20 protein-coding genes and 6 pseudogenes are annotated in these 26,489 nt (G+C 66.4%); 17 read left to right on the top strand and 9 right to left on the bottom strand.

Going from position 1 to position 26,489, the window contains the following annotated elements; translation table 11 throughout:
• Positions 1 to 81: 81 nt before the first annotated feature.
• Positions 82 to 861 (top strand): transposase family protein, encoded by a 780-nt coding sequence (locus ABIE67_RS49150; RefSeq protein ID WP_370270203.1) that lies wholly within the window; start codon positions 82 to 84, stop codon positions 859 to 861.
• Here ABIE67_RS49150 and istB read toward each other — a convergent pair.
• The 3 genes from istB to ABIE67_RS49135 all read right to left on the bottom strand — a co-directional run bounded on the left by istB (position 827) and on the right by ABIE67_RS49135 (position 3,758).
• The gene (gene istB, locus ABIE67_RS49145; RefSeq protein ID WP_370270970.1) at positions 827 to 1,648 is read right to left on the bottom strand and encodes an IS21-like element helper ATPase IstB; all 822 of its coding nucleotides are present in this window, start codon (positions 1,646 to 1,648) and stop codon (positions 827 to 829) included. The genes ABIE67_RS49150 and istB overlap by 35 nt on opposite strands.
• Positions 1,648 to 3,015 carry an IS21 family transposase gene (gene istA / locus ABIE67_RS49140; protein WP_370270969.1) on the bottom strand — a complete coding sequence of 456 codons (1,368 nt, stop codon included), beginning with the start codon at positions 3,013 to 3,015 and terminating at the stop codon, positions 1,648 to 1,650. Before istA ends, istB begins: the two co-directional genes overlap by 1 nt.
• A 143-nt stretch (positions 3,016 to 3,158) precedes the next feature.
• Positions 3,159 to 3,758, bottom strand: a complete 600-nt coding sequence (locus ABIE67_RS49135; protein ID WP_370270968.1) for a transposase family protein — start codon at positions 3,756 to 3,758, stop codon at positions 3,159 to 3,161.
• A gap of 307 nt (positions 3,759 to 4,065) precedes the next feature.
• Here ABIE67_RS49135 and ABIE67_RS49130 point away from each other — a divergent pair, with 307 nt between their 5' ends.
• The 5 genes and pseudogenes from ABIE67_RS49130 (at position 4,066) to ABIE67_RS49110 (ending at position 7,597) form a co-directional block, all read left to right on the top strand.
• The gene (locus ABIE67_RS49130; protein WP_370268006.1) at positions 4,066 to 4,662 is read left to right on the top strand and encodes a winged helix-turn-helix domain-containing protein; all 597 of its coding nucleotides are present in this window, start codon (positions 4,066 to 4,068) and stop codon (positions 4,660 to 4,662) included.
• A gap of 51 nt (positions 4,663 to 4,713) precedes the next feature.
• A pseudogene (locus ABIE67_RS49125) lies at positions 4,714 to 4,953 on the top strand (IS630 family transposase); the annotation flags it as partial.
• A 242-nt stretch (positions 4,954 to 5,195) separates the two neighbouring features.
• Positions 5,196 to 6,374: pseudogene (locus ABIE67_RS49120) on the top strand (IS3 family transposase); the annotation flags it as partial.
• Positions 6,348 to 6,926: a helix-turn-helix domain-containing protein gene (locus ABIE67_RS49115; RefSeq protein WP_370271003.1), complete on the top strand. Its 579-nt coding sequence runs from the start codon at positions 6,348 to 6,350 to the stop codon at positions 6,924 to 6,926. The pseudogene ABIE67_RS49120 and the gene ABIE67_RS49115, both read left to right, overlap by 27 nt.
• On the top strand, positions 6,911 to 7,597 hold the full coding sequence (locus ABIE67_RS49110) for an IS630 family transposase (protein WP_370269621.1): 687 nt from the start codon (positions 6,911 to 6,913) through the stop codon (positions 7,595 to 7,597). The genes ABIE67_RS49115 and ABIE67_RS49110 overlap by 16 nt, the downstream gene beginning before the upstream one ends.
• 62 nt (positions 7,598 to 7,659) lie before the next feature.
• Here the strand turns inward: ABIE67_RS49110 and ABIE67_RS49105 are convergent.
• The 3 genes and pseudogenes from ABIE67_RS49105 to ABIE67_RS49095 all read right to left on the bottom strand — a co-directional run.
• A pseudogene (locus ABIE67_RS49105) lies at positions 7,660 to 7,971 on the bottom strand (IS6 family transposase); the annotation flags it as partial.
• Between the two features lie 236 nt (positions 7,972 to 8,207).
• Positions 8,208 to 9,506, bottom strand: coding sequence for an alpha/beta hydrolase (locus ABIE67_RS49100; RefSeq protein WP_370270967.1), 1,299 nt, complete (start codon positions 9,504 to 9,506; stop codon positions 8,208 to 8,210).
• Between the two features lie 631 nt (positions 9,507 to 10,137).
• Positions 10,138 to 10,872 (bottom strand): hypothetical protein, encoded by a 735-nt coding sequence (locus ABIE67_RS49095; protein WP_370270966.1) that lies wholly within the window; start codon positions 10,870 to 10,872, stop codon positions 10,138 to 10,140.
• A 1,488-nt stretch (positions 10,873 to 12,360) separates the two neighbouring features.
• Here ABIE67_RS49095 and ABIE67_RS49090 point away from each other — a divergent pair.
• From ABIE67_RS49090 to secF, 4 genes and pseudogenes are all read left to right on the top strand, one after another.
• Positions 12,361 to 12,591 (top strand): hypothetical protein, encoded by a 231-nt coding sequence (locus tag ABIE67_RS49090; protein WP_370270965.1) that lies wholly within the window; start codon positions 12,361 to 12,363, stop codon positions 12,589 to 12,591.
• 574 nt (positions 12,592 to 13,165) lie between these two features.
• Positions 13,166 to 13,594: an SsgA family sporulation/cell division regulator gene (locus ABIE67_RS49085; RefSeq protein WP_370270964.1), complete on the top strand. Its 429-nt coding sequence runs from the start codon at positions 13,166 to 13,168 to the stop codon at positions 13,592 to 13,594.
• Positions 13,595 to 13,872: 278 nt separating this feature from the next.
• Positions 13,873 to 15,567 (top strand): annotated as a pseudogene (gene secD / locus ABIE67_RS49080) (protein translocase subunit SecD); the annotation flags it as partial.
• Positions 15,541 to 16,695: a protein translocase subunit SecF gene (gene secF, locus ABIE67_RS49075; RefSeq protein ID WP_370271002.1), complete on the top strand. Its 1,155-nt coding sequence runs from the start codon at positions 15,541 to 15,543 to the stop codon at positions 16,693 to 16,695. The pseudogene secD and the gene secF, both read left to right, overlap by 27 nt.
• A gap of 629 nt (positions 16,696 to 17,324) precedes the next feature.
• Here secF and ABIE67_RS49070 read toward each other — a convergent pair.
• Both ABIE67_RS49070 and ABIE67_RS49065 read right to left on the bottom strand, forming a co-directional pair.
• Positions 17,325 to 17,504 carry a hypothetical protein gene (locus tag ABIE67_RS49070; protein ID WP_370270962.1) on the bottom strand — a complete coding sequence of 60 codons (180 nt, stop codon included), beginning with the start codon at positions 17,502 to 17,504 and terminating at the stop codon, positions 17,325 to 17,327.
• A gap of 2 nt (positions 17,505 to 17,506) precedes the next feature.
• The gene (locus ABIE67_RS49065; protein WP_370270961.1) at positions 17,507 to 17,830 is read right to left on the bottom strand and encodes a DUF6415 family natural product biosynthesis protein; all 324 of its coding nucleotides are present in this window, start codon (positions 17,828 to 17,830) and stop codon (positions 17,507 to 17,509) included.
• A 449-nt stretch (positions 17,831 to 18,279) separates the two neighbouring features.
• On the opposite strand from ABIE67_RS49065, the pseudogene ABIE67_RS49060 reads away from it, so the two are divergent.
• Positions 18,280 to 19,229: pseudogene (locus ABIE67_RS49060) on the top strand (helix-turn-helix domain-containing protein).
• A 155-nt stretch (positions 19,230 to 19,384) separates the two neighbouring features.
• Here ABIE67_RS49060 and ABIE67_RS49055 read toward each other — a convergent pair.
• Positions 19,385 to 19,708 (bottom strand): WhiB family transcriptional regulator, encoded by a 324-nt coding sequence (locus tag ABIE67_RS49055; protein WP_370270960.1) that lies wholly within the window; start codon positions 19,706 to 19,708, stop codon positions 19,385 to 19,387.
• Between the two features lie 554 nt (positions 19,709 to 20,262).
• Here ABIE67_RS49055 and ABIE67_RS49050 point away from each other — a divergent pair.
• The 6 genes and pseudogenes from ABIE67_RS49050 (at position 20,263) to ABIE67_RS49025 (ending at position 26,352) form a co-directional block, all read left to right on the top strand.
• Complete coding sequence (locus ABIE67_RS49050; protein WP_370270959.1) at positions 20,263 to 20,634, top strand: hypothetical protein; 372 nt, start codon at positions 20,263 to 20,265, stop codon at positions 20,632 to 20,634.
• 512 nt (positions 20,635 to 21,146) lie between these two features.
• On the top strand, positions 21,147 to 23,411 hold the full coding sequence (locus tag ABIE67_RS49045) for a CDP-glycerol glycerophosphotransferase family protein (protein ID WP_370270958.1): 2,265 nt from the start codon (positions 21,147 to 21,149) through the stop codon (positions 23,409 to 23,411).
• Positions 23,412 to 24,250: 839 nt separating this feature from the next.
• Positions 24,251 to 24,727 carry a calcium-binding protein gene (locus ABIE67_RS49040; RefSeq protein WP_370270956.1) on the top strand — a complete coding sequence of 159 codons (477 nt, stop codon included), beginning with the start codon at positions 24,251 to 24,253 and terminating at the stop codon, positions 24,725 to 24,727.
• Positions 24,728 to 24,800: 73 nt separating this feature from the next.
• Positions 24,801 to 25,238 carry a hypothetical protein gene (locus ABIE67_RS49035; RefSeq protein ID WP_370270955.1) on the top strand — a complete coding sequence of 146 codons (438 nt, stop codon included), beginning with the start codon at positions 24,801 to 24,803 and terminating at the stop codon, positions 25,236 to 25,238.
• A gap of 47 nt (positions 25,239 to 25,285) precedes the next feature.
• A pseudogene (locus ABIE67_RS49030) lies at positions 25,286 to 25,534 on the top strand (transposase); the annotation flags it as partial.
• The gene (locus ABIE67_RS49025; protein WP_370270954.1) at positions 25,435 to 26,352 is read left to right on the top strand and encodes an IS3 family transposase; all 918 of its coding nucleotides are present in this window, start codon (positions 25,435 to 25,437) and stop codon (positions 26,350 to 26,352) included. The pseudogene ABIE67_RS49030 and the gene ABIE67_RS49025, both read left to right, overlap by 100 nt.
• The last annotated feature ends 137 nt before the right edge of the window (positions 26,353 to 26,489 follow it).

Genomic DNA, 26,489 nt, shown 5'->3' with positions numbered 1-26,489 from the left:
TTGGTTTCTTGATCAGCAAGACGGCCCTGCTCGGTAGCCTGGCGTTTGCGACGACGTCAGTTTTCCACCGGGGCAGGGCCGTTGAGCTGGAACGTTACGACAGGGCTGGAAGCGGATCAACTGGAGGCCTTGGTGGTCCGGGTCCACACGATGCTGGTGGAGGACCCCGATCCGCCCGTGGTGCCGGGACGGATGTGGGCGCTGGGCCTGTACAAGTCCGTGGTCCTGGTGTTGTTCCTGCTGCGGCAGAACCCCGTCCAGCAAGCGGCGGCGGAACTGTTCCACATCTCCCAGGCCACCGTCTCGCGCCGGTGGACCACGCTGCTCCCGGTGGTGGAGACGGCCCTGGCCGAGCATGTGCCCGACCCCGCCGACGCCTCACACGGCAGGATCGTCCTGGCCGACGGGACCCTGGTCACCACGTGGGACTGGGCGAGCGAGGGCACCACGATGTTCTCCGGCAAGCATCGTGACACAGGCTTCAACCTGCAGGTCGCCGCCACTCTCAGCGGGGACCTGCTCGCCGTCTCCGCGCCGGTACCCGGCAGTCGGCACGACATGTACGCCTGGCGCCAGTCCCACTTTCCCAAAGCCTTCGCCGACCGGGAGAGCATGGGGGATCTGGGCTATGCCGGCTCCGGCATGCTCACCGCCCGCCGCAAGCCACCCGGTCAGGAACGCCCCGTCAAAGACAAAGTGTTCAACCAGAGCATCGGCAAGCTCCGCGCCGCCGTCGAACGAGCGATCGCACATCTGAAGGACTGGAAGGTCCTCGCCACTCGCTATCGCGGCCCTCTCACCCGGTTCCCCCTCGTCGCCAAGACCGTCACCGCCCTCGCCTTCTACAAGAACGGCTGGTGACCCCGTGAATAAGCCTCCATGCCACGGTGTCATCTCCTTCGATAGTGGTGAATCGGTTCTTGAGCCTGAAGCTCGGGCCGTTGATCGAAATGACCTCACAGTGGTGGAGGAGCCGGTCGAGGATGGCGGTGGCCAAGACCTCGTCGCCGAACACCTGGCCCCACTCGCTGAACGATTTGTTCGAGGTCAGCAAGATCGAGCCGGTCTCATACCTTTTCGAGACCAGCTGGAACACGAGGTTCGCCTCGGCCCGGTCCAGGGGCAGATAGCCGACCTCATCGACCACCAGGACGTGGGGCTTGAGGTAGGTACGCATCTTGGCCGCGAGACGCCCCTGGGCCTCTGCTTCCTTGAGCTGGCGGACCATGTCGTCCAGCGAGGTGAAGTAGACGGAGAAGCCGGCCTTGCAGGCCGCTATCGCGAGTCCCACCGCGAGGTGTGTCTTGCCTACTCCGGGCGGACCCATGAAGGCCGCGTTGGCCTTGGCCTCGACGAAGGAGAGGGCAGCGAGGTCCTTGACCTTGCGGACGTCGAGGTCGGGCTGGAAGGCGAAGTCGAAGTCATCCAGGGTCTTGTGGTGCGGCAGCTTCGACAGACGCAGGGCGGTGCGAAAGCGCCGTCCGTCGCGGACGCCGGTCTCTTCTTCCAGGACGAGATCGAGGAAGTCGAGGTAGCCCATCTTGTCGAGGTCGGCGCGGGCGGCCAGCTGCTCGAGACTGGCCGCGAGGTGGGGCAGGTTCAGCTTGTCGGCGTGCTTGCGGATCCGTGCGGTGATCAGGTCACTCATCAGTTCACTCCGGGCATCGTCAGGCCGGCGGCGAGGTCGTAGTCGGCCAGCGGGCGGCGGGAGACGGGGATGCGGGCGACCGCGGTGCGGGCCAGCAGGGCGTCCAGGGAGCCGGATTCAGACCTAGTGACGTCCGGGCGGTCTTGCTGGTCGGGCTCGTCGGCGGTGGTGACGCTGCGGGTGTGGCCGTCCGCGAGGCCATCCCAGTGGGCCTCATCGACCACCCAGCTGCCCCGCACGTCCGCCCGCTGATGGAGCGCGAGCAGGCTGTCGCTGCCCGCGGCCTCATCGAGGTGGTGGATGGCGATCTCGGCCTGCGCGACCCGGACTTCAACCTGCTGACCAGGACGGATACCGCGGGCGGGCACCGAGTAGAGGCTGCCCTCGAAGGAGACCAGGCAGTCCTTGCCGGCCCTGCGCAGGTGCCGCTCGACCACCCGGTAGGGATGCCCGGGCAGCGGGATCAGAGCGGCCCGGTCCTTCACGGCCCGCTCACCGATCACCTCACTGTGGGTGCGGTGGACCTGCCGACGTCGGATCGGCGCCCAGGCCATGAACGCCGCGTCCATCTCCGCGACGGAGCCGAAGGACCGGCCCGCCAGGACGTGATCACGGACAATGTCGACCTGCCTTTCGACGCGTCCCTTCCCCTGGGGCCGATAGGCCGCCAGGACGTCGATGTCGAAGCCGTAGGACGAGGCGAACGCGACCGCCTCGGGATGCAACGGCACCGCCTTGCCCGGCCCAACATGCCGCTTGACCACGGTCTTCGTCCGGTCGTAGACCACCGTGGCCGGAGTACCGCCGAAGTGCTCGAACGCGCGGCGGTGGCAGTCGAAGAACGTCGCCAGGTCCTGCGACGTGGTGAAGCAGCAAAACGGGTCCCGCGCATAGGACAGGACCATGTGAAACGAGTACACCTTGGCGATGCCGGCATGCGCGAGGATGCCGCCCTCATCACCCCAGTCGACCTGGGCCTGGCCCCCGGGCACGACCTCGAACCGGCGGTGCAGTCCGAACAACTGGCCTTCGTCCAGACCGAGTTCGACCCGGATACGGGGCCTGGCCTCGGCGACATACATCTTCACCCGCTGGTAGTGCCCCTCGAAGCCGTATTGATCGACCAGCCGCTCGTGGATCACCGCGGCCTTCAACTTGATGTCGACCCGCAGCCAAGCATCCACCACCGGCGCCAGCTTCGCTATCTTGCGGGGCTGGGTGCCCTTGCGCGACGGCGCCGCCGGCACCACCGCCCCCTCGGCGGCCAGGTACTTCTTCACCGTCCGCCAGTCATGCCCGGTCTCCCGGGCTATCGCGCTGATACTCACGCCCGCCTGATGCAGGGCACGGAACCTACGTAAGTCCATCCATTCCTCCGGATCCAGGATCATAAGAAGCGGTCACCCTTCGGACTCGTCTGCTCGGCCGCTGACGAACCGAAGGGTGATCGCCCCTTGCCTCGAACGTCTCTACGACGCGCCGAGAGCTCTGGACGTGAGGGTGTACGCCGCTATGGAGATGAGGGTGTACGCGGACAGGCGGTGAGCATGCCGGAGCCGACATAGCCCAGATCCCCCATGCTCTCCCGGTCGGCGAAGGCTTTGGGAAAGTGGGACTGGCACCAGGCGTACATGTCGTGCCGACTGCCGGGTACCGGCGCGGAGACGGCGAGCAGGTCCCCGCTGAGAGTGGCGGCGACCTGCAGGTTGAAGCCTGTGTCACGATGCTTGCCGGAGAACATCGTGGTGCCCTCGCTCGCCCAGTCCCACGTGGTGACCAGGGTCCCGTCGGCCAGGACGATCCTGCCGTGTGAGGCGTCGGCGGGGTCGGGCACATGCTCGGCCAGGGCCGTCTCCACCACCGGGAGCAGCGTGGTCCACCGGCGCGAGACGGTGGCCTGGGAGATGTGGAACAGTTCCGCCGCCGCTTGCTGGACGGGGTTCTGCCGCAGCAGGAACAACACCAGGACCACGGACTTGTACAGGCCCAGCGCCCACATCCGTCCCGGCACCACGGGCGGATCGGGGTCCTCCACCAGCATCGTGTGGACCCGGACCACCAAGGCCTCCAGTTGATCCGCTTCCAGCCCTGTCGTAACGTTCCAGCTCAACGGCCCTGCCCCGGTGGAAAACTGACGTCGTCGCAAACGCCAGGCTACCGAGCAGGGCCGTCTTGCTGATCAAGAAACCAAGCCCGTGAATAACCCTCCGGATCTTCACGATGGGCGTCGAACAAAGCGTTCGCGCGGTAAGCCTCGGCACTTCCCCCGCAGTGGTGGACACCTTCGATCGGCCCCGGTGAGGGGCTGGCAGGAGGGACCACTTATGGTGATGAAGGTTTACTGACCTGAGCGCTTCGAGGTGGTTGGTCTACTTGCCGGGGCTGACTGGTCGTCATTTGCGCGCTATGTCATAGGTATGCGCTATGCGGATGGGGGCGGGCTGACGGCGAAGGGCCGTCAGCGCCGCGAGGCGGTGCGGCTGGAGGCCGCGGGGTTGTTCGCCGAGGGGATCAAGCCGCCGGAGGTCGCCCGCAGGCTGCGAGTGAGCTCCAAGTCGGCCTACCAGTGGCACCTGGTGTGGAAGCGGGGTGGGGTGAGAGCGCTCGCCTCGCGGGGTGCGAGCGGGCAGCGCTGCAAACTGTCGGCGCGGTGCCTTCAGAAGCTGGCCTCCTGCCTGGAGGAGGGGCCGGCGGCGCACGGCTGGGACCAGGACCAGGTCTGGACCGGTGCGCGGGTGGCGACGCTGATCGGCAGGGAGTTCCACGTCTCCTACAGTGTCTCGGGCGCCACTCGTCTCATGCGCCGCCTCGGGTTCACCCCGCAGGTCCCCGCACGGCGGGCCGCGGAACGCGACGAGCAGGCCGTCACCGCGTGGAAGGAGGCGACCTGGGCGGAGGTAAAAGCGCCCGTGCGGCCTGCGACGGCTTCATCTGCTTCGAGGACGAGGCCGGGTTCACCCGCAGGCCGCCGAAGGGCCGCACCTGGGGCAGGCGGGGCATCACCCCGGTCGTGAGGGTCAGCGGCCGCCGCTCGGGCAAGAGTCTCCGTCGCCGGGCTGATCGCGATGCGTCCCGGTTCACGGACCCGGCTGTGCCACCGGCTGCGGCTGCACACCGGGCGCAAGGGCGAACGCCGCAGCCTGTCCGAGGACGACTACATCCGCCTGATCGACGGGATGCATCAGCTGGTCAAGGCGCCCATCGTGCTCGTATGGGACCGGCTGAACACCCACGTATCCCACACGATGCGCGACCTGATCGACGCGCGCGACTGGCTGACCGTGTTCATCCTTCCCGCGTACGCACCCGAGCTGAACGCGGTCGAGTACCTGTGGGCCCACGTCAAACGCAGCCTCGCCAACCTCTCCAGCGTCGCCCTCGACCGCCTTGCCACACTCGTGCGCAACCGACTCAAACGGCTGCAGTACCGCCCCGACCTCCTCGACGGCTTCCTCGCCGGGACCGGGCTCGCCCTCGACCTCCCACCACCATCACCCCGACGCGCTGAGGTCAGTATTCGCCCGAGTTCAAGGCCGACGCCGTCGCGCTGTACCACTCGGACCCCGACCTCACGATCGTGCAGGCCGCCCGCGATCTGGGGATCAACCCGGAGACGCTGCGGAACTGGATCCGCGCCGACCGCGCCCGCGGCGGCAGCACCACGAAGAACATGAAGGACACCCCGGTGAGCAAGGCCACGAAGGAAGAGCTGGAGGCCGAGTTAGCGGCCCTGCGCACGGAGCTGAAGACGGTGCGCAAGGAGAATGCGACGCTCGCCCAGGAGCGCGACATCCTGCGCAAGGCCACGAAGTTTTTCGCCTCCGAGATGAGCTGGTGACGAGCCGCTTCCAGTACCTTCGAGGACCATCGCGAGACCTTCGAGGTCAAGCGGCTCTGCCACGTGCTGGACGTCGTCCGCTCCAGCTACTACAAGTGGCGCTCTTCGCGTGAGGCCCGTGCCCAGCGCGAGCGGGACGACCAGGTCCTGGCCGACAGGATCCGGGCCGTGCACACGGACTCGGACGGCGCCTACGGCGCCCCACGCATCACCGCCGAGCTCCGCGACACCCACGGCATGCACATCAACGAGAAGAGGGTCGCCCGCGTCATGCGCAAGTTCCGCATCACCGGCTTCCACCTGCGCAAGCGCATACGCACCACCATCCCCGAGCCGTCGCAGACGCCGGTGCCGGACCTGTTCAAGAGGGACTTCACCGCTGCCGCGCCGAACCTGAAGTACATGGGCGACATAACGTATCTCCCCGTCGGAGACGGCGAGCACCTCTATCTCGCTACGGTCCTGGACTGCTCCTCACGCCGGGTGGCGGCCTGGTCGATCGCCGATCACATGCGCACCGACCTCGTTGCCGACGCGCTGAAGATGGCCGCCGCCACCCGTGGCAGCCTCGACGGCGCCATCTTCCACAGCGATCACGGGGCGCAGTACGGATCCCGTGAATTCGCCGGCCTCTGCCGGGAGTTGGGAGTCACCCAGTCCATGGGTGCCGTCGGGACGAGTGCGGACAACGCCGCCTGCGAGTCCTTCCACGCGTCTCTGAAACGGGAGATCCTCAAGGGAGCACGGCGCTTCGACGGGGCCGGCGCCTGCCGGCGTACCGTCTTCCGCTGGCTGACGCGGTACAACACCTGGCGCCGCCACTCGGCGAACGGACAGCTCAGCCCCGTCGCCTACGAACAGATGTCAGCTACCCTGACACTCGTGGTGTGTCGCTGCTTAGTTCTGGTGTGTCTGGTTGGGAGGTTGGTGCCTCAGATTCCTTCCCCTTTGCCAGACAGGGCTGTTGTCATGGGTTCGCAGAAGAAGTGGCCGGTCAGGTTGACTGCGCGGGACCGCGAGGAGTTGGTCCGGGTGACCACGACGGGTGTTCGTGGAGCCTCGATGATCATGCGTGCGGGAGTGTTGCTCGCACTGGACACCTCGGTGGGTGAGGTGGATTCCAAGGAGATGATCGCGACCCGGCTTGGCGTCTCTGGTGAGACGTTGCGGCTGGTCGCCAAGCGCTTCACCGAGACCGGCGGCGATGTTCACGCCACAATCGCACGGAAGAGGCGCGACCTGCCGCCGGTGCCCTCGCCGGTGACCGGTGAGGTCGAAGCCCGGCTGATCGCGATGGCGTGCTCCCAGCCGCCCCAGGGCTATGCACGGTGGTCACTGCGGCTGCTGGAGAAGCACGTCGCGCTGGTCGAGGACATCCCTGATCTGGACCACTCCACCATCGGGAGGATCTTAAAAAAACGGAACTGCGTCCTCACCTGAAGAAGTGCTGGACCATCCCACCACGAGCGAACGCGCAGTTCGCGGCCCGGATGGAAGACGTGCTGGCCGTCTATGCCCGGCCCTATGACCCGGCACGTCCGGTGGTGTGCATGGACGAGAAGCCCTACCAACTCCTCGACCATGCCCGCGGCCCGCTCCCGGCCCGACCTGGCCACGACGCCTGCCAGGACAGCGAGTACATCCGCTGCGGCACATGCTCCATCTTCGTGTGGGTCGAACCCTTACGCGGGTGGCGTCGCGTGCAGGCACTGTCCCAGCGGACCCGGATCGACTGGGCCGGCCAGGTCAAGCAGCTGCTGAGCGTGGACTACCCAGCAGCCGAGACCGTGGTGCTGGTGATGGACAACCTCAACACCCACGACATCGCCTCACTGTACGAGGCATTCGAACCAGAAGAGGCATTCGCCCTGACTCAACGCCTCGAGATCCACCACACGCCCAAACACGGGTCATGGCTCAACATCGCCGAGACCGAACTCGCCGCGCTGAGCAGGCAATGCCTCGACCGCCGGATCGGCGACCTCAACACACTCAACACCGAACTCTCAGCCTGGCAGAACGCCACCAACACCGACCAACGTCAGGTGGACTGGCAGTTCACCACCCACGACGCACGCATCAAACTGCGCCACCTATATCCCAAAAATTAGCCGCGACAGTCTACTCGCCGCATAACAAACAAACAGGTGTCCACCCTTCGGGTGGAAGGCCCCAGGACGTTGCCTTCTTGGTCCACCGCACGCCACAAGTACCGCATCTTCCCGTTGGCCTTGATGAAGACCTCGTCCAGGTGCCACCGGTTGCCCGGGCGGGGCTGCCGGCGGCGCAGCCGCGCGGCGTAGGCGGGGCCGAACCGGTCGCACCACAGACGGATCGCCTCATAGGACACCTGGATGCCGCGCTCGCACAGCAGCTCCTCCACGTCACGAAGGCTGAGCCTGAACCGGTGGTACAGCCAGACCGCGTGCGCGATCACCTCCGGCGGGAACCGGAACCCCCGGTACGACGGCGCTTCAGACTCCACGGCCAGGCCCCTCCCACGACGATCCCCACCAAGATCATCGCACCCCGCCCCCCAACTTGATAATGCCGTGGCGAGGAGTCTCCGACGGCAGTTATGCATATGCAATGTCACCATTCTCGAAAGGCGGAAGAATTGCTTCTCCATTCCCGTTCATCGCATATAAGACGCGAATCGGCTATATCTATGATGTTGCCGGTCGCGCGATTGTAGTACTTTCTGCCGTCATGGGGAGTGAGTCAGTCGTCGCAGGTAGTGCCAGTCTTCGGCGAGGTGCCGATCAATAGGTACCTGTTGACGATGTCGGTGACGCAAGAGCTGGTGCCGTAGGCGGTGTGTCCGTTGCCGCGGTGGGTGATCTGGATGGCCACCTCCGGGCCGAGTTGGCGAGCCATGGAGGCGAGATTGGTATGAGGCGTAGCGGGGTCGCCGGTGGTGGAGATGAGGAGGACGGGAGCGGAACCCGTTGCGGTGACGGGGGCGTTGGGTCTGCCGCGGGTGGGCCACCCGGTGCATTGCAGCAGCTGTGTCCAGGCGTAGTGGTGGCCGAAGACAGGTGAGGCTTCGCGGAAGGCGGACAGGCTGTCTGTGATGTCCCGGAGTGTGTAGCGGTGGGAGGTGTCGGCGCAGAGGGTGGCGGTGGCGGCGGCTTGGGTGGTGCTGTAGTGGCCCTGCTGGTCGCGCCCCGTCAGCGCGTCCGAGAGGGCGAGGAGAATGTTCCCCTTGCCCTGTCGCAGGGCTGCCTGGAGCCCGCTCCTGAGATGAGGCCAGTAGCTTTCCGCGTAGAGAGCCTGGATGACGCCGTTGAGCGCGCGGGTCTGGGTGAGGGGGCGGCCATCCGTTGTGGGGAGGGGCTTGTGCTCCAGTCCGTCCAGCAGGGCCCCGATCTTGTGTTCAGCTTGATCAGGCTCATCTCCCAGCGGGCAGGCGGGCTGTTTGCCGGTGCAGTCGGCGATGAACCTCTGCAGAGCCAGCTGGAAGCCTCTCGCCTGTCCGAGTGCGCTCTGTTCGGGGTTTTGGGCCGGGTTGGTGACGGCGTCGAGGACCATCCGACCGACGCGGGCGGGAAACAGATGGGCGTACAGGGCGCCGAGTTCTGTGCCGTACGAGAAGCCCACATAGGAGAGCCTGTCGTCGCCGAGGACCTGGCGCAGCAGGTCCAGGTCGCGAGCGGTGCTGCGGGTGCCGACGTGCGCAAGCATCGGTCCCGAGTTCTTGGCGCAGGCCCGGGTGGTCGCACGTGCCACGCGCAGGAGTGCGGCTTGCTCGGCCGGAGTGTCGGGTGTGCTGTCAGCGGCGGAAGCCTCGTCGCGGGCGGAGTCGTCCAGGCAGCGGACCGGGCGGCTGCTGCCGGTACCCCGGGGGTCGAAGCTGACCAGGTCGTAGCGGGTGCGGAGTTCCTCGAAATCCTGATACGTCTGCACGGCCGCCGGCAGCATGGTCACCCCGGGGTCACCTGGACCACCGAAGTTGAAGATGAGCGAGCCGATTCTGTGCCCGGGTCCGGAGGCCCGGGCCCGGATGAGCGCCAGTTCCATGCGCTCCCCGCCCGGGTCGGACCAATCCACTGGCACCTTCACCGCGGCGCATTCCCACTCGGTGTCATTGGCAGGCCGGGTCGATTCTGCCGTCTGAGCGGGACAGCTCTGCCAGTGAGGCTTCTGCGCAGCCAGCTCACCCACGCCGTCCGCCTGGCTGCCCCCGTGTTTGTCGGCGTCGCAGGCACTGACCAGCGCAAGAAGCAGAACTGCCGCAGCACTCGCCGCCGCCCGGGATAACCGCGGTAGCCTCCTTGACACTGGCCGTCCGTGTTCTGGCACCGCCAACCTCCCCGCTTCCACCCGCCCCCGTCCTTTGAAGCAGCGTAAGGACAACCCATCGGCCTGGCAGCTCAACCCAGGACCGGGACCGGCACCACGCAATCACCTCAATGGCATGCCGGAAGACAGGTGATGACGCGCATGGTCCACGTGTGGAAACACGCCCTCGGTACGAGGGCCTACGCCGACCGCGCCGCCCGGCCCGTCCTCCCGCCTCACTCCGCTGCGGCCGCCTGCCTGCACGGTGCCGAACACGTGTGGGGAGTACGCCGCTGCTGGTGATCCGAGCCGGAGCGGCTGCGCGGAACCCCGCACCAGGGACTCATGGGGCTGGCGCCCAGCCAGGAAGTCACCGCTTCGCGAGGGAAACCGCGGGCGGCCACGGCAATGCCTTGCTTGACTGGCCCCGCAGCTGGAGCTCGGCGACTCTGGCCCGATCTTCGGCGGACCGTGCCTTGTCACGGGCCTGGTCGAGCTGTTCGCGCAGGTCATCTACCTTGGTTTCCAAGCCGTGGACACGGCTGCGATAGCTCTCGGCATCCTCGCGTACGCGCTGCAGCTCGTCATGGAGTTCCTGACGGATGGTCTCGGCGGCCTGGAGGTGGGCATCGGCGTGGTCGGCGGCACGGCGAGCGGCCGCCTCGGCATACTGGGCGCGCTCCTCGGCGATACGGGCATGCTCGCTGTTGCGTACAGCCTCGGCCTTGGCCTCAAGGACCTTTTCCCGCTCCGCTTGGAGGCGCTGCTGTATCTCCGCGACACGGCGCTCGGCCTCGGTCTGGGCGCGGTCGACTGCGGCCTGTGCGTCTCGCGTGATCCGCCTGGTCTCGGCCTCGAACCGCGCCCTGGCCTCTTCCAGTTCCCTGATCGCCTGGTCTGCGGCGCCCGCGGCGGTGTTCTTCCTGGCCTGGTACGCGGTCATGGCGTTGTGGTGCGGATCCCTGCAGTACTTGGGAGTCCGGCCCGGAGTGCCTGGGCCCTTGGGCGTCCGCGGCCGCGTGCACCCCGGGAACGCGCACGTCAGGGTCTGTTCAACCTCGGCCACGACCGTCTGCCGGGCCTGCTGCCCACGCGTCATCGCCATGCCCGCAAGGTGATCAGTCGGGCGTCGGCGGGTTGCTTGTGGAGGTCCATGGGGAGTGCGGTTCCTGTCTCAGCCTTGACCGGTGTGGTCCCTGCAGCTTTACGACACGATGAGACGGGCGATTGATACGGGGAAAGCCTCGCTACTCATGTGCGGTGCATCACCATTGTCGTGATCACCCGGAACACCGGGCCGAACAACGAGCAACCCTGCCGGCACTGACAGCGGGCGTGGTCCGAAGGACGGGCGGCAATTGGAATGCCCAGGTGGCTCCGGTGCCTGTGGTCTCTGTGCGGGCCGGTGCGTCGCCATGTTTGAGGGTGTTGTCCCGCAGGGGGAGTGGGACGTACATGGCGGCGCACCGGCAGTCCCTGGGAGGGGGAGTTCCCTGGGACAGTGCAGTCCGGGAGTCCCGGCTTGCCTCAGTAGATCGGCAATGTGCTCCGCGAGGGAAGACAGTTGCGCTGCCGGGTACGTGAGAGTGTTGAATCCTGTGTTGCCTCACGGCCGCGACTGAAATGCGCCGCCGTGGTGTGGCCTTAATACTGGATTGGCCGGTGGCGCGTTTCCCCAGTCGCGGACCGGCCGAAGAAGCGGTGCCCCGGGCCTCCCGAGCGACCCGGGGCATCGCCGTGTCCGCGGGCAGGAACGGGTGACGCTGCGGGTTATGCAGGTCAGGACGTCGCGCGGTGGAGTATCCCCTGACATGCGAGTGCTCACGACAGCGGTGACTACCGCCAGGTCCCCGTATCTCCAGAGTCGGAGGGATACGGGGACCCTGCGGAGGAAAGGGTGTAGTCAGGCCCAGTCCCGCATATCGGAGTCTGCGCGGACGAGGATATGACGCCGTGTCACGCCATCAGTCCTTGTCGCATGGCGCTCTGAAACGGCTTGTCGAGCTGTTTGCCGCGGTGCAGAATAATCTATCGGTTTGAGGTCGGTTTGGGTGATAATGGGCTGGGGTCGCTCACGCGTTCTGCCCGTAGTAGACCCTTCGTGGTCGGGCAGAACGCGGCGGACCTTGCTGCGGCCGAGGCAAGTCGGCGGGCCTTACTGCCTGGACTGTGGCTGTCCGCCCGGCGGCGCGGATCGGCGCGCGCGTCCGGTGTGTGCTCCACGCAGCGGTAGACGCCCACCACGTAGTAGATGCCGGCGCCATGGCGAGGTCGGGGAGCCGCCAGTTCGTGAAAGATCGTTTGCAGCCGGTCGCCGATCCGTCGTGGCAGTCGCGGTAGGAGAACTCAAGACCGTCGAGGCTCGGCCGGGGGTTCTTGACGGAGGCCTGAGTGCGGTCTGCCATGCCGCGCGGATCATGTACGGCTTGAACGGGTACGCAACTCAAGTGCAGGTCCCAGCGCCGGGCCTCAGCGGTGTGGCGCCATCTCAGTCAGCGAATGCGAAACGGCGAGGGGGGCCAGCGCCAGCTACAGCCAGTAGCCGGCCAGGACAGTCGCCCTCGCGGACTGGGCTGCCACCAGGCATGCGGCGGTGAGGACAGCGGCGGCCGGGCGCCTCGTCAAGACGGCCGACAGCGGGACCAAGACGCTCTCCGGCCACGCGGCTCCGTTCACAGGTGGTACGGCGGACGCCGCGCAGCCCGGGTGCGTGCGCGAAGCCGGTACCGACAGGCCCAACCACTCCAAGGCGGTCGCCTCGACCACGACGGCGCGCTGGGCGCGCACAGGGTACGAGCATGCGCACGCCGGCGGCGGTGGTTGAGCCGGGCCGCGTCTTTCCGTTCGGCCAGTGAGTTCGTAGGGTCTGGCTTCACGGGTGGCAAGTGCATCATCGCGCAGTCACCAGGGCTCGGCGGACGAGTATCCCAACGGCAGACCGATGGAATCGCCAGCCTTCCCGCTTTCCTCAAGTGGCCCTATTCGCCAGGCATTTGGCCAACGTGTCGCGCCGTGCGGGACCGATCGCGAGGCGGTATTTTCGGCGTCTTTCTGGCTGTTGAGCGTGGCCCGCGGTCGAGATGGTGGCTTCCCCAGGAGGAGGATTTTGCCGAATCGAATGCAAGTCTGCCCCAGCTGTGGCAGTTTGAGTATAGGTCAGTAGGGGACGGTAACCGGTGATCGCGCTTGTCGGGCAGCCAGTAAGGTCAGCCAGCCGGGATGTTGTTCAACTAATCATTAAAGATGGTTCGGTTGATCTGTCGTAGCGCTGAGCAGGAGAGCTGTGATGCATCTCATAAAAGAGGCGGCTGAAACTCGCGTAGCGAATCAGTGTCGTGCCGGGTCGTAGGGGAAACCGGAGTATCGGCTCACCCCGAAACACAATGCAGAGGCTTGTCATGGACGTCACCTTCACGCAGGTAGCTGAAGTCCGGATCATTGCCTTACGGGACAAGCCAGTTCCGTTCCGGGCCGCCCTCCGCTATTCGTCGACGGACCCCCTGGCGGTCCAGGTCATCCTGCCCGCCGAGGCGACCCGGGGAGGCTGGCCGAGGACGTGGGTTTTCGCCAGGGACTTGCTGTCGGAGGGCTTGAACAAGGACGCTGGAAGCGGGAGCGTCCGCATATGGTCGTGTTGTCCCTCGGGCACGGTTCTGGAGTTCCACTCCGCCGGAGAGATACTTCCTGTCCAGTTCAGAACTGCCGTCCTCGCACGCTTCCTGCGGTGCTCGTATGCCCTGGTCGCCCCAGGAAAAGAGGACGTCGGTGGGGCACTTGAGAGGAGTTTGGATTCGGTCATGAGGGACGGCCCGGTTCAGCGGGAGTGAAGGCTCTTCGGTGAGAGTGAGAGCCACTTTCGGCATGAGCGACGGACGGCTCTGCCGCATGCAGTGAGAATCTGGGGCAAGGGTGTTCGGGCCGCGGGCACCTGGGAACGGGGGGCAGAATTCGCCTTTCTCACACACGGGGCCGCGACCAAACCGGCAGCGGCCAGGGCAGGGCCCGCCGGGGTGGCGGGTGAGCAAGTTATGTCGTCGAAACGCGGCCCCAGGTCATGGTCGGCGCGCCCGTCAAGCGTGGGGCGGCCCGAGAGGGAGTACAAACGGTGGCAGTACCTAAGAAGGGCCGGAGAGCGGGCGCGCAGAGAAGGCGAGGGCACTCGCTTGCCCTCATTCTGATCGCCCTCGTGGCGATGACGGGAGGAATGCTCGCCTCCGAAAACACCACTCCCCGTCTCGGAATCGACCTTGTCGGCGGTACGAGCATCACGCTCAAGGCAAGAGCCGACCAGGGGTCGGCGATCAACAAGACCAACATGGACACCGCGGTCGACATCATGAACCGCCGCGTCAATGGCTTAGGTGTCTCCGAGGCGGAGGTGCAGACCCAGGGGACCGACCACATCATCGTGAACATCCCCAAGGGCACGAACTCCAAGGAGGCCCGGCAACAGGTCGGCACCACCGCCAAGCTGTACTTCCGCCCGGTCCTGACCAGCGAGCCCAGCAGCACCTCAGCGCGCCCGTCACCGAGCGCGTCCCCCCGTGGCGGAGTCTCCTCCCAAGGAGGCAGGGGCCCGTCGGTGGGCGCCGCGCCCAGACACAAGGCATCTCCCGCTGCCTCCGGCACCGCGAGGGACCGCGGGCCCGGCGCAGCAGACCGGAACAGCTCCCAGCCGTCGGTCACCCCCTCCGCCCGCACGGGCGACTCGACCACGGCATCCGACATGCGGACTCGGTACGCGGCCCTGGACTGCGCCAAGTCCGCCGAGCGCGCCAAGGCCGGCGAGCACGCCAAGCCCGGCGAGCCCACCCTGGCCTGCGGTGAGATCAACAAGGTCTGGTACAAGTACCTGCTCGGTCCGGCTGCCATCGATGGCACCGAGGTGAAGAAGGCCCAAGCGGTCTACGACATCCAAGGTGCCGCCGGGTGGCAGGTCCAGATGACCTTCACTTCCAGCGGATCGAAGAAGTTCGCCGACATCACCGGCGAACTGGCCACCAAGCAGCAACCGCAGAATCAGTTCGGCATCGTCCTCGACGGCCAGGTCGTCTCCAGCCCGTATGTGCGGACGGCCATCGCGGGGGGCCAGGCGGAAATCTCCGGCAGCTTCACACAGCAGGAGGCACTCAATCTCGCCAACATGCTGTCGTACGGCGCCCTGCCGCTGTCGTTCAAGGAAGAGACCGTCACCACGGTGACCGCCGCCCTCGGCGGTGCGCAGCTGCACGCCGGACTGCTCGCCGGCGCCATCGGGTTCGCCCTGGTCGTGATCTACCTGCTGGTCTACTACCGAGGCCTGTCGGTTGTGGCCCTGGCCTCCCTGGCCGTCTCCGCCGTCCTCACCTACGCGATCATGTCGCTGCTCGGCCCGGCCATCGGTTTCGCACTGAACCTGCCGGCCGTCTGCGGCGCCATCGTCGCCATCGGGATCACCGCGGACTCATTCATTGTGTACTTCGAGCGCATCCGGGACGAGATCCGCGAGGGCCGCTCGCTGTACCCCGCGATCGAGCGGGCCTGGCCGCGCGCCCGGCGCACCATCCTGGTCTCCGACTTCGTGTCGTTCCTCGCCGCCGCCGTGCTGTTCACCGTGACCGTCGGCAAGGTGAAGGGCTTCGCCTTCACGCTCGGCCTGACCACCCTGCTCGACGTGATCGTCGTCTTCTACTTCACCAAGCCGTTGATGACACGCCTGGCCCGCCGCCCGTTCTTCGCGCATGGCCACAAGTGGTCCGGTCTCGACCCGAAGAGCCTGGGCGCCAAGCCGCCACTGCGCCGCTCCGGCCGTCGCGGCGGACGAAGAAGAGATGAGCAGGGGTCGGGACTCCGCGGCCTCGGTGCTCGGCTGCATCGCGGCGAGATCAGCTACGACTTCGTAGGCAAGCGCAAGATCTGGTACGGCCTCTCCGTCCTGATCACCCTCTTGGCCATCGCCGGCTTGGCGGTGCGCGGCCTGAACATGGGCATCGAATTCCAGGGCGGAGCGGTCTTCACGACGCCGGCAAAGATCAGCACGTCGGTCGCGAAGGCGGAGGAATACGCGCATGACGCCTCCGGCCATGAGGCCATCGTGCAAAAGCTGGGCAACGGCAGTCTGCGCATCCAGATCGCCGGCATCGACACCGACTCATCCGACCAGATCAAGCAGGAACTGGCCGAGGACCTCAACCTCGACCCGGAGCGGCTGGCAGCAGACCTGGTCGGCCCGAGCTGGGGCGAAGAGATCGCCAACAAAGCCTGGCAGGGCCTTGGCATCTTCATGGTCCTCGTGGTGATCTATCTGGCGATCACGTTCGAGTGGCGCATGGCGGTCGCGGCTCTCGTCGCTCTCATTCACGACATCACCATCACGATCGGCATCTATGCCTTGGTCGGGTTCGAGGCGACGCCCGGCACTGTGATCGGTCTGCTGACGATCCTCGGATACTCGCTGTACGACACGGTCGTTGTCTTCGACAGTCTCAAGGAACAGACGAAGGACATCACCGGACAGGCCCAGTTCACCTATGGCGAGATCGCCAATCGGTCGATCAACGGCACGCTGGTCCGCTCCATCAACACCACCGTGGTCGCCCTGCTCCCGGTGGCCGGCCTTCTGTTCATCGGTGGCGGGTTCCTTGGTACGGGCACACTGAAGGACATCTCCTTGTCCCTGTTCGTCGGCCTCGCGGCCGGCGCGTACTCCTCCATCTTCATCGCCACGCCGATCGTCGCCGACTTGAAGGAGCGCGAGCCGGAGATGCGGGCCCTCAAGAGGCGGGTCCTGGCCAAGCGAGCGCAGGCCACCGTCAAGGGGAGCTCCGGGCGGACGCGGTCTCGTCCAGGCCACCGGACGGATGACCAGGCGCCCGCCCTGGCGGGTGCGCGGAACCAGCCCCCCACCCGCACCTCGGGCCGCGGCAGAGCCTCCAGGAAGCGCCGGTGACTCCACCATGCCCTTCACTGAGGTGGCTCCGCCGCACGCGCGTCCTCGACGTCGGAACAGATGGGCCGGGTTGTTACCCGTCATCTTCGGGCATTGGTTCGCCGGCTTCATAGGCGGCACACCGTGTGCAGCCCTGGTCGAGGCACGTACGGGTTCGCCATCCCCGTCGGGTGCTCTCGCAGCCGGGTGCCTGCCAGGGGTAGGGAATTAAGCCGAAAGCACGCCATGCGGCCTGCCGTGCAGCCGCGAGGGCCGCTGGGTCGTTGGGTGTTTCGAGCAGGGCCAGAGCCTGCTGCAGGGCCTTGCGCGCCGGCACTGGATTGGGGACGGAGCGGGGGCCCAGGTTCGCAGCCAGCAGACCCGTGGAGCGCGGGTGCTGCCAGGCTGGTTGTGAACGCATGAGTTTGGCAGCCACGATCATCATCTTGCTTCGCACAGTCCGCACAAACTCGTCCCGGTGCAGGCGCGTTACGGACATGAGCGGGTAATCATCCCGACGAGCGAGCGCTCATAGTTCTTACGGTTGTGCATACCGGGCAGGCGGGCGCCCCCTTCGACGGGCGTGGCGATGCTGCGATCGGCCTCATACATCGGATCAGACCAGCAGCGGATAGACGCAGTACACGGCACTACGCGCGCCCGCCCGATCGGTGGCAGGAGCAGGCGCAGCGGGACTGCAGGAGGATGCCGATCCCATGGGGGAGGGGGATGTCCTGGAGCTGATGGCAGCTGTTGTGCAGGTCCGTGTATCCGGGCCGCGTCGCCAGCAGGCACTCGGTGGACAGGGACGTCATCTCGGATATGGGCAAGGTCATGAGGGTGCGTTGCGGAGGCGTTCGTAGTGGTCGCACAGGGCGTTCAGGCAGCGGGCCAGGAGCCGGGCATGCGCCACCCGGGACTGCAGCGAGGCGTGCGGCGTGACGCCCAGCTTCCGACGGGCCTCGCCGATGCAGGCGAGCGCGCAGTACGACTGCGTGTCGCTGGGCCGCGGACCGGCCGCTCGCTCAACCTCGGGCAGGATCGACTCCAGATGCCCGCGCAAGGCGAGGGCGAGCGTCTCGAGTTCGCCGACAGTGGGCGGCAGAGCATCGGAGCTGTCGTCGGGGCCGAGAACACGCCATGCGCTGTCCCGCATGATCTGAAGATCAGCGGCGCCCGATGCCGGTGTCCGGCAGTCGGAGTGGGGGCCGCAGCTGGCTTATGTCGGCTCATCGTCGAGGTGGTGACCTCATCCCTGGAGTTGACCGTCGGACCGCCGGGCGGTCTGAGCCTTCGTACGCAGGTAAGGACGCAAAGTCTCGCTGATACCCCGTCAAGACACGGCGCCTGCACTGCACTTGACGCCCCCTGCCATTATCCACGCCGGCGGCTTTCGCGTGCAATTTCACGGGAAATTGCGCGAGGAGCGTCGATGCGGAGCACGGGTAGGGCGAGAGTGAGATGCCAAGCACCGAACAGCATGCGGGCAGGCTCGTTAGGCGTCCGCTGGACCAAGAACCGGCACAACAACACCGAGCGCAACTGCGTCGAGGTTGCGCCTCCCGCTTCTCGCGGTTAGACGTCGGGAGGCGGAGGGTGCGCAGAATGCGGTCTGTCGTATGCCGGTCTACAGGGAGTCAGGATGTCCGCCGAGTCGCCTCGCATCTCTCCCGCCTCGCACCGTACCTCGACCGGACCGAACCCGCGCCGACCCTGCTGAAGATGCTGGTCGGCGTCCAGCTGGCCGGTATCCGCGAGGACCTCGGCCTCTCCCAGGACCAGGCCGCGCGTGCCGTGGGGTTCAGTCCCGCGAAGCTGTCGCGCATCGAGGCGGGCAAGAGCCGTCGGCCGTCCACCGAGAGCGACGTACGCACGCTCCTTGAGTACTACCGGGCCGAGGAGTACGAGGGCTCGGCGCTGCTGCAGCTGCTGCGCCGTGCCGGTGAGCCGGGATGGTGGCAGCGCTATGACAAGCGGCTGATGCCGGAGTGGTTCGACCGGCTGGTCGGGCTGCAGGAGGCCGCGACGGCCATCCGTACCTTTGAACTCCAGTACATTCCCGGCCTGTTGCAGACCGAGACTACACCCGGGCCGTGGTGCAGCGCGGGCTGCCCATGGCGCCGGCCCGTGAGGTGCAGCGCCGTGTGGAGCTGCGCACGCGGCGACGGGAGCTGTTGCACCGCCCGGAGGCGCCCCAGTTGTGGGCGATCGTCGACGAGTCGGTGCTGCTGCGTGTACTGGGCAGCCGTGAGGTGATGCGGGCACAGCTGGAGCATCTCGTGGAGATGGCCCAGCGCCCCCATGTGACCGTGCAGATCGTGCCGCTGGATGTGACGAACGCGTCCGCGCCCGCCATGCCGATCACCTATCTCCGCTTCGGCGGCGCCGATCTGCCCGACATCGTCTACCTGGAGCACATCAAGAGCGCCGCGTTCTTGGAGGACCGGGACGAGACCGAGGAATACCGGCTCGCCCTGGACCGCCTCGGCGACGAAGCGCTCACCCCCGACGACTCACTCGACCGGCTGCGCCAGACGGCCAAGCGATACGCCTGACTTGGTCAGTCTCGGACGATTGGTCACCTGGGGAAGGGAATCAGCGACTTCCGCTGCTGAGTGTCACGTCGCGAGGCCACTGGTAACGCCGGTGTCCTGGGAGGGGCTCACACGCGGTACACGACTGCCGCCTCTCCGGTCATCGCAAGTCCCCGTCAGCCGGCTTCGGAAAGGACTTGCTTGATGCGGTCGGCGGCACGGGAGGGCTGGTGATCCCTGTGGGCTGATTCCAGCAGCAGACGCCATGAGGTGACTGTCGGCCGGCGTCGTAAGACGGCGCGGCGCTCTCGTTCGGTCATTCCTCCCCATACCCCGTGCTCAATACGATGGTCCAGGGCGTATGCGAGGCACTCGGTACGTACCAGGCAGCCCGTGCACACGGCTTTGGCCCGGTGTTGCGCGGTGCCTTCGACGAAGAGGTCGTCCGGATCGCCGCCGCTGCACGCTGCCTGCTTGCTCCAGCTATTGAGTGTGCTCACTTCGGTGCCGTCCTCTCCCCGATCGATTCCCGCGATCCCGCTTCTCTGATCACCGTTGTGGTGGCGGGTGTCGGTGCGGGGGGTTCCACACCGTCTGTGGCCGCTGAGAAGACAAGGACGCCAGCCAGCCATCATGCCGGGCTGACTGGACATCCGCCTGCCGCCAATAAAGTGACCTTGGGTGCTGACCTCGTCCTCGCGGGTCCGTCGGCGCACCCCGTATCTCCCCGGCCGGACCGTGGCTGCCAGGGGGTCTTTCCTGACCTGGACTACCATCGAACCCCCCCATTCGGGTCATTATTCATAGTATCGAGATATAAGGGAAGAATGGTTGTAAGGAGGGCATAATGAGACACCTTGTAAGGACGTGGGCAACGATGCTTGCCTTCGCAAGCCTTTCCTTATGCGTAGCGGCCCCGCCCGCCAGCGCCGCGGTGGGCCATAGCGGCGCTGCTTGCCGTATCAACTGGGGCGGTGACGTCAAGGCAAGTCCCGCCTATGTCACAGAGCCTGTCAGGAACGCGCGTACCGAGCGCCACGACTGCTTCGACAGGATGATCATCGAGGTCCCCGGTGCCGGCCGCGGCAGCCTAGGCTATTCCGTCAGGTATGTGCACCGTCTCTACCAGGACGGATCGGGAGACCTCATACCAGTCTCCGGCGGAGCGATCATCGAAGTAGTGGTGCACGCTCCGTCTTACGACATCACCACAGGTGAGCCGACATACGCCGCTGAGCCGCGTCAACTCCTGCCAGGGGTGAACCTCGCGGGGTACCGAACCTTCAGGGACGCCAGGTATGCGAGCAGCCTCGAAGGACAGACCCAGTTCGGGCTCGGCGTCCGGGCACGTCTGCCATTCCGGGTTCTGGCCCTGCCGGGCCGCATAATGGTGGACGTCGCCCACAACTGGGCGGGCGCACGCTGAACCGCGCAGCACCGCCCGCTGTCGACAGACCTGCGGCGGCGCGATCCATGCCCATGCGGTAATGGCGCCAGCCGCTTCCTCAGCCGGGGGCGGCGATCCCTCGGCACTGCGGCGGGGGCGGTACTCCGCCCGCGCCGTCATCCATTCTCCTCAGCACTGCCATGGCACCGTCCGCGCACTGCCAGCACGACTATTCATGATGAAAAGCGGCAGTTCCTTCAGTGAACCGTAATGCCGTCATCCCATGCCGTCCGGCGCAAGCCAACTACCGGCTCCTGGCCATGCCTTTCCTGGTCACAAGTGCATCCCCCCAAGACCGGTTGCACCATCTTCTTTATCGTCCCTGCGGGCGACGCGACGAACCTGAAGCCCCTTACCGACGTTTCTCCCTCGGGCGCTCGCATGCCCCCGACTGTCCTGCGCACCCCATCCCCTTGCCATCGCATGGGCGACGGGCCGTCAGGGCCGGGACAGCCATGGCTGAGCAACATGATTACCAAGGAGAAAACAGGATGGCCCGCTTCAGCATCATCATCCCTGTGTTCAAAGTTCAGGGCTTCCTACGGGAGTGCCTGGACTCGGTGCTCGGGCAGTCGTACGCCGACTTCGAGGTGATCGCCGTCGACGACTGTTCGCCGGACGGCTGCGGCGCGATCCTCGACGAATACGCGAAGCGAGACAACCGAGTTCGCGTGCTGCACTTGTCGGAGAATGTCGGCCTGGGGCGCGCCCGGAACGCCGGAATGCCATACGCCACCGGTGACTACCTCTTCTTCCTGGACAGCGACGACACCCTCACCCCGGGCGCACTGCACGCGATGGCCGACCGGTTGGCGGACACATCCGACCCGGATGTGCTGGTCTTCGATTACGTGCGGGCGTACTGGTGGGGTGGAGCGCGCAGGAATGTGCTGGCGCACATGCTGGCCGACACGGGGTACGGCACCTTCACCGTGGCCGAACACCCGGAAATCCTCGACCTGTTAATGGTGGTGTGGAACAAGGTCTACCGGCGGGACTTCGTCGAGCGCGAGGGCTTCACCTTCCCGCCGGGCTATTACGAGGACACACCATGGACCTTCCCGGTCATGCTCACCGCGCAGCGGATCGCCACACTCGACCGGATCTGTCTGAACTACCGCCAGCGCCGACAAGGCAACATTCTGTCGACGACCAGCCGTAAACACTTCGATATTCACGACCAGTACGAGCGGGTCTTCGCCTTTGTCGATTCGCGGGCGGAGCTGGCGAGCTGGCGTCCATACCTGCACGCCAAGATGGGCAAGCACTGTTTGGACATCCTTGCAAAGCCGGACCGGCTGGCCCCCTCCGACAAGGCTGAGTTCTTCCGTCGCACCGCCGAGATGTTCCGCGAACGCAAGCCGCAGGGGGCGTCCATCTCCGGAAAACTCACGTTACTGGAGGGCAGTTACGCCGCTTATCGAGCCAAGCAACATGCGGTTCGGATGGGCCGCCGGCTGGAGCGCCGGGCACAGCAGGTGCGGCGGGCGGCGAGCCGCAGGATCGAGCGGGGACAGTCGGCAGTTGCCATGCGCCGGTCGCTGGATCCGAACCTCGCCGTGTACTCGGCGTTCTCACACAAGGGGGTCATCGGTGATCCTGCGGCGATCTATCACAAGGCGCGCGAGATCGCCCCCCACATCCGGGGGGTATGGGTCGTGCGCGACAAGAGGCAGGCGGAGTTAGTGCCCGAAGACATCGCGACCGTCCTCCTGGACTCCGCCGAATACCGTCGAGTCACCGGACGAGCCAAGTACTTCATCAACAACGTCAACTGGCCGGGCACCCTGACCAAGCGCCCCGGCAGCGTCCACATCCACACCCATCAGGGCACCCCGCTGAAGTACATGGCGGCCGACCTGCTGACCAAGCCCGGCGCGCGGCACGGCTTCAACGTGCCGAAGATGCTGTGGCGCGCGGACCGCTGGGACTACAGCCTGGTGGCCAACCGGCACTCGGAGCTGGTGTGGGAGCGGGCGTATCCCTGCCACTTCACGTCGGCGCGCACGGGCAGCCCGCGCAACGACGTGCTGGTCAACGCGGGCCCGGAGGCCGTCGAGGCCGCCCGCGCCCGGTTCGGGGTCCCCGCCGGGCACACCGTCGTGCTGTACGCGCCGACCCGCCGCGACTACCGCCGCGGCGGCCATGTCGACCGGATCGACCTGGCCCGGTTCGCCCGCGACCTCGGCACCGGCCACACCCTGGTCGTACGGCTGCACCCGTCGCTGGCGAACGGCACGGCACGCGGGATGGGCCTGGCCGATCTGCACCGGCGAGGCGTACTGATCGACGCGACGGACGAACCGCACGTGGAAGAGGTGATGCTCGCCGCCGACGTGCTGGTCACCGACTACTCAGCCCTGATGTTCGACTACGCCAACCTGGACCGGCCGATCGTGATCCATGCCGACGACTGGGGGGCGTACGCGGCGAGCCGGGGCGCCTACTTCGACATCACCGCGGACGCGCCGGGTCATGTGTCGTGCTCCTACCGGGAGTTGGCGTGGCTGTTCGCCTCCGGGACCTGGCGGGACGGGGAGTCGGCGCGGTTGCGGGCCGGGTTCCGGGAGCGGTTCTGCGAGTTCGACGACGGACGCGCCGCCGAACGCGTCGTACGCACACTCATGCTGCGGCAGAACGGGGAGACGCTGGAGCCTCCGTTCGCTCAGCTGCCCGACTCCACGTTGCCAAGTACCCCGACTGGTGGTTCCTTGCCCACGACCCCTACCAGTCTCAGCGTCGACCTCACAACGTGACAGCGAACCGGACACCCGGACCTGCCGGAGTGTCAGTGCGCAAGGATCAAGGCAAGAGAGGAAACCGATACGGGCGTGCGCCAACTGGTTGCCTCCATGAGGAGACGCATGCCTCGGTACCGCTGCTCATGCGGTACGACGCCAGGTCCGGCTGGCGGTTGCACTACGCCCTGGGCGAGCGCATTGCGGATGACCAAGGACAGCGAAAGGCGAGATCTTCCGTGAACGCGCGGAAACGCCATTGGCGTGGATACGGCCTCTGACGTCAAGTCCGTTGGGATCTTTTCGTCCTGACCGCGTATCAGGAGACGCTGGAGGTGTGGCCTCACATGCGGACGTAGCGCGCCGCCGTCCCTGAAGCACTGTATGACCCGTTGGGGTCGACCACGGACCTCGGGTGTCGCGTCACTCTGTACCGCGTCGGCGGGCGAACATCAGCCGATTCCAGCACCGCGTGGTCGCCCGTCGCACCCCAAGGTCCGGATTGGGATCTAGGCGTGAAATCGGTGAATGCAGGGTGGCGCTAATTCGCCTTCAGCGTGGCTTCGTAACCCGGCATGCTCTGGGTGCCCCAGAAGCCCGGTCGCATCGGACGGACCGGGCCTGCGCCGCCATGACTGAGGGCGGGACAGGAAATTGGGCTGACCAGGTACCCGAGGACGGAATAGTCCATTGCTCAATGGTTGATCCATGACCGAACAAAGAGCGTTTCGCACTGTGAGGGGGCTGGGCATGAGGAGAGGGTTTTATCCCGCCGTGGGTCTACTGTCTGCGATGGGTGGTCTCATTCTGTATCTCCCGGGCGTGGCCGGTGCTACCACCGGGGCACCACCGAATTCGTGGTCCATGCCGGAGACCAGGACGACAACGTCACCTCCTCGCTGACTGTCCTCGGTGTCACGCTGCTTGGCGGCGCGGGCAACGACAACCTCGTGAGTGGATCAGCCAACGACACCCTCGAAGGCGAAGAGGGATCCGACTTCCTCTCCGGCGGCGCGGGCAACAACACCCTCATCGGGGGAAGCGGCGCGGACAGGATCTTCGGCGGTCTCGGCAACGACTCCATCGAGGGACGCGACGGCTCCGACGTCATCAACGGCAACGCCGGCAACGACGTCATCGATGGCGGCCCGGGCAATGAGCAGATCGTCGCAGGCCCCGGCAACGACTACGCCGGCGGCGGTCGGGGCCGCGACTCATCAACGCGGTGGACGACATCAGCGGCAATGACTACGTCGAAGGAGGTTCCGAAGTGGACGACTGTCGCGCCGATTTGGGCGACTACATCAACGGATGCCCCTGATGGGCGGGCATGAGAGGCCAGTTGGCGCCGATAAGGAGAGACGTCTCGAAAGGCGGACCCGGATGACAGCCCGACGCATTTGCACCATGGTTGTGGCCATCGGCGCGCTCATCTCGGCGCCGCTGGCCGGGGCCTCTGCCGTGGGCGCGGCACTGTCCACAGACGGAACGCTCGCCGGCGACACACGCGTGGAGAAGATGGGCGACGGCCTTGTCGTTACAGCCGACGGGGTGGCGAACGACATCACCATCCGGCGGCGGGGCAACATCGTCGTAGTGACAGACTCGGGGGCTACGGTCGTGGCCGTGGAACCTTGTCGGCCGACGTCTCCGCATACCTCTGAGTGCCCTCTTCCCACGACGTCGATACGGGTCAGCGCCAAGGACGCCGATGACGCCATCACCATCTCCCCGAATATGGAGGCCGCGGGGACCTTGGTCGGTGGTGCGGGTGACGACCAACTCAACGGCGGTCCCCACGCCGACCGGCTCGTCGGGGACGACCTGGCCGCGACCGGCCTGTGAACCGTTCCGGGTTCGATAGGGACTCGATCATTTGAGAGGATCGAGTCATGGCACGCCCTTCCCGTTACCCCCTTGAGCTGCGCAAGCGTGCGGTCCGCATGGTCGCCGAGGTGCAGCCGGAGTACGACACCGAGTGGTCCGCGATGAAGGCGGTCGCCGCCAAGCTGGGGATCGGGACGACCGAGACGCTGCGCAAGTGGGTCCGCCAGGACCAGATCGACAACGGAGCCCGGCCGGGGACGACGACAGAGGAGTCCGCGCAGGTCAAGGCAATGAAGAAGGAAATCGCCGAACTCAGGCGGGCGAACGAGATCTTGAAGGCGGCGGCGAGTTTCTTCGCGGCCGAGCTCGACCGGCCACACACGCGCTCGTAGCGTTCATCGACGAGTACCGGGACCGCTTCGGCGGTGTCGAGCCGATCTGCCGCGTGCTCACCCAGCACGGCTGCAAGATCGCCCCTTCCACCTACTACGCCTGCAAGAAACGCCAGTTGGCGCCCTCCCCGCGGTCCGTGCGGGACAAGGGGCTCAAGGAACAAATCAAGGACGTCTACGAGGCCAACTACCGTGTCTATGGCGCGAGGAAGGTCTGGCGGCAGCTGAACCGCCAGGGCCAGAAAGTGGCCCGCTGCACGGTCGAGCGTCTGATGCGCGAGATCGGCATCGCTGGCGCCGTCCGCGGCAAGAAGGTCATCACGACCATGCCGGACCCGGCGGCGGCCAGGGCCCCGGACCTGCTCGACCGCGAGTTCGTTGCACCGGCGCCGAACCGGACCTGGGTCGCCTACTTCACGCACGTCGCCGCCTGGGCGGGCGTCGTCTATGTCGCCTTCATCGTGGACACCTTCTCCCGCCGCATCGTCGGCTGGTCCGCGTCGCTGTCGAAACAGACCCAACTCGTCTTGGATGCCCTGGACATGGGCCTGTGGCAGCGCGACCGAGACGGCCGTCCACCCATTCCCGGCGAGTTGGTGCACCACTCCGATGCCGGGTCGCAATACACATCATTTCGCCTCGCCGAACACCTGGACTCGGCCCGGATCGCGGCCTCGGTCGGGTCGGTCGGCGACGCTTACGACTGTGAGGATGGGGTCACCGCCGCAGTGGTGGCCTGACCCTTGTTACGACCGACCCTTCGGGTGTCCTGGCTGTTGATCTGTCGGTCACTGCTGCGGCGGGCTCGAAGCGGGCCGCCGGCCGCGCGGGCAGTGACCGAATAGGAGCCTGCTCCACCAGGCGCTCGTCACAGTCC

Source organism: Streptomyces sp. V4I8, from assembly GCF_041261225.1.
In the GTDB taxonomy this organism is placed as follows: Bacteria; Actinomycetota; Actinomycetes; order Streptomycetales; family Streptomycetaceae; genus Streptomyces.
This window is presented reverse-complemented; position numbering and strand designations above follow the sequence as displayed.